Raw genomic sequence first — 2,631 nt, 5'->3', positions numbered from 1 at the left:
GTGCTGGCCGCGCGCGGGCGCATCGAGCACGCCGATCAGCGGCCGCCCGCCCTCCGCCAGCGCGATCGACACCGCCCAGCCATCGCGCCCGCGCAGGAAATCGCGGGTGCCGTCGATCGGATCGACCAGCCACACGCGAACCCGCGTCAGTCGCTCGGCGCTGTCCACCGTCTCCTCGGAGAGCCAGCCGGCATCGGGATCGAGCTTCGTCAGCCGTTCCGCCAGCATCGCGTCGGCCTCGATATCGACATCGCAGACCGGGTGGCCGGGCACCTTCTCCCACCGGCGGTATTCGCCGCGGAAGCGGGAGTGGACCATCGCGCCCACCTCGCGCGCGACGGCGCTGACTGCATCGAGCAGCGTTTCAGGCACCCGCCACCATCATTCCCTCGATCCGGATCGTCGGCACATCGCTGGCGCGGCGGAATTCCAGATCGTTGGCGGGGGTGAGGGCGAGGAACATGTCCTTCAGATTGCCGGCGATGGTGATCTCGGCCACCGGCTCGGCGATCGCGCCGTCGCGGATCACGAAGCCCGAGGCGCCCCGGCTGTAGTCGCCGGTCACGCCGTTCACGCCCTGGCCGATCAACTCGGTGACGAACAGCCCCAGCCTGATGTCGGCGATCAGTTCCTCGGGCGGCAGCGCGCCGGGCATCATGTACAGGTTGCTCGTGCCCGCGCCCGGCGGCCCGCCCACGCCGCGCACGGCATGGCCGGTGGGCGCGAGGCCGAGCTGGCGGGCGGACGCGCTGTCGAGCAGCCAGCCGGTCAGCACGCCGTCGGCGATGATGTCGGTGGGTGCCGTGGGCAGCCCCTCGCCGTCGAACGGCTTCGATCGCAGGCCGCGCAGGCGGTGTGGATCGTCGCGGATGGTGATGCCGGGGGCGAACACCGGCTGGCCCAGCCGTTCGAGCAGAAAGCTGGTGCGGCGGGAGATCGCCGGCCCGGTGATCGCGCCGGTCAGGTGACCGAGCAGGCTGGAGCCGACGCGCGGATCGAACACCACCGGCATCTGGCCGGACGCCAGCTTGCCCGGATTGAGCCGGGCGACGGCACGGTCCCCGGCGCGGCGGCCGATCGCGGCCGGGTCTTCCAGCCCGCTCAGGTGACGGCTGCTGTGATAGCCGTAGTCGCGCTGCATCCCCAGCCCTTCGCCCGCGATCACGCTGGCCGAGCTGCCGTAGCCGCTGGTGGAATAGCCCCCGGCGAAACCGTAGCTGGTGCCGAGCGAGAAGACCGAGCGGCTGGCGCTGGCGGATGCGCCCTCGCTGTTGGTGACGCCGGCGACGGCGCGGGCCGCATCCTCGGCGGCGAGTGCGCGGGCGCGCAGATCGGCGGGCACGGGATCCGCGCCGTCGTCCGCCTCCACCTCCGCCAGCGGACCGGAGAGCAGGCGATCTGCCGGCGCGAGGCCTGACCATTTATCCTCGGGCGCCTCGCGCGCCATCGCGATCGCGCGATCGACCAGTGCCGCCAGCGCGTCGGCGGATAGATCGGACGAGGAGACGCTGGCGGATCGCCGGCCGACGAACAACCTGAGGCCGATCTCCTCGCCCTCCGACCGCTCGACATCCTCCAGCGCGCCGAGGCGCACCTGCACCTGCGTGGAGGCATTGCAGACGTAGATGGCATCGGCCGCATCGGCACCCGCACGGGTGGCGGCGGAGATGAGCGAGGCGACCTGATCGAGCGCGGAAGACGGGGTGAGCATCAGCCCGATCTAGGGTCGCCGTCCCGCCCCGTCACCCCCTTATCGCGCGCCCTGTCACGTCGCGGCGCCGACGACGAGGCAGGCGAGCGCCATCAGCAGCCCGGCGAAGCGGTTGGCGCGGAAGCGGCGCAGCGCATCGGCGGGGTCGGCGGGATCCAGCCCGACCACCTGCCAGCCCAGATGCAGCGCGACCGGCAGCAGCGCCACCAGCGCGAGCGGCTGCGGGCGGATCGCCCAGAAGGCGGCACCCCACAGCAGCAGCGCGCCGACATAGAAGCCGGCCACCCCGCCCCGCGCATGGCTACCCAGCGCGCGCGCCGAGGATTTGACGCCGGCCAGCGTATCGTCCTCGATATCCTGTAGCGCGTAGATCGTATCGTAGCCGATCACCCACAGCACCGACCCGCCGTAGAGCAGCAGCGCCGCCATCGGCAGCCCGCCCGTCACTGCTGCCCAGCCGACGGGCGCCGCCCAAGAGAACACCAGCCCCAGCCACGCCTGCGGCCACCAGGTGATCCGCTTCATGTACGGGTAGGCTGCCACCGGCGCGATGCTGGCGAGCGCGACGATCTGCGCCGTCCGGTCGAGCTGCAGCAGCACCACCAGCCCCACGAGGCACAGCGCCGCCAGCCACGCCCACGCCGCGCGCAGGCTTATCCGGCCGCTCGCCAGCGGGCGCAGGCGGGTGCGGGCCACCTGCGCATCGAGATCGCGATCGACGATGTCGTTATAGACGCAGCCGGCCCCACGCATCGCGAACGCACCCAGCGCGAACCACAGCAGCAGGTTCCACCGTGTCACCGCGCCACCCGAAAGCGCGATCGCCCACGCCCCCGGCCAGAACAGCAGCCACACCCCCACCGGCCGATCCACCCGCGCCAGTGACAGGAACGGGCGGAGCGCCGCCGGCATCGCGGCGA

At 72.3% G+C, this 2,631-nt stretch carries 3 protein-coding genes; all 3 read right to left on the bottom strand.

Going from position 1 to position 2,631, the window contains the following annotated elements; translation table 11 throughout:
• Nucleotides 1-372: inositol monophosphatase family protein (locus FOY91_RS21075; RefSeq protein WP_338062111.1), on the bottom strand; the 372-nt coding region annotated here is incomplete at its 3' end.
• Nucleotides 365-1,711 (bottom strand): TldD/PmbA family protein, encoded by a 1,347-nt coding sequence (locus FOY91_RS21070; protein ID WP_145155987.1) that lies wholly within the window; start codon nt 1,709-1,711, stop codon nt 365-367. The genes FOY91_RS21075 and FOY91_RS21070, both read right to left, overlap by 8 nt.
• 54 nt (nt 1,712-1,765) lie before the next feature.
• A complete protein-coding gene (ubiA, locus tag FOY91_RS21065; RefSeq protein WP_145155989.1) occupies nt 1,766-2,623 on the bottom strand; it encodes a 4-hydroxybenzoate octaprenyltransferase in 858 nt (285 codons plus the stop codon).
• Nucleotides 2,624-2,631 lie beyond the last annotated feature (8 nt).

This window comes from Alterirhizorhabdus solaris, assembly GCF_007785815.1.
In the GTDB taxonomy this organism is placed as follows: Bacteria; Pseudomonadota; Alphaproteobacteria; order Sphingomonadales; family Sphingomonadaceae; genus Alterirhizorhabdus; species Alterirhizorhabdus solaris.
The sequence above is the reverse complement of the archived record's forward strand: the minus strand, read 5'-3'. Positions and strand labels throughout refer to the sequence as shown.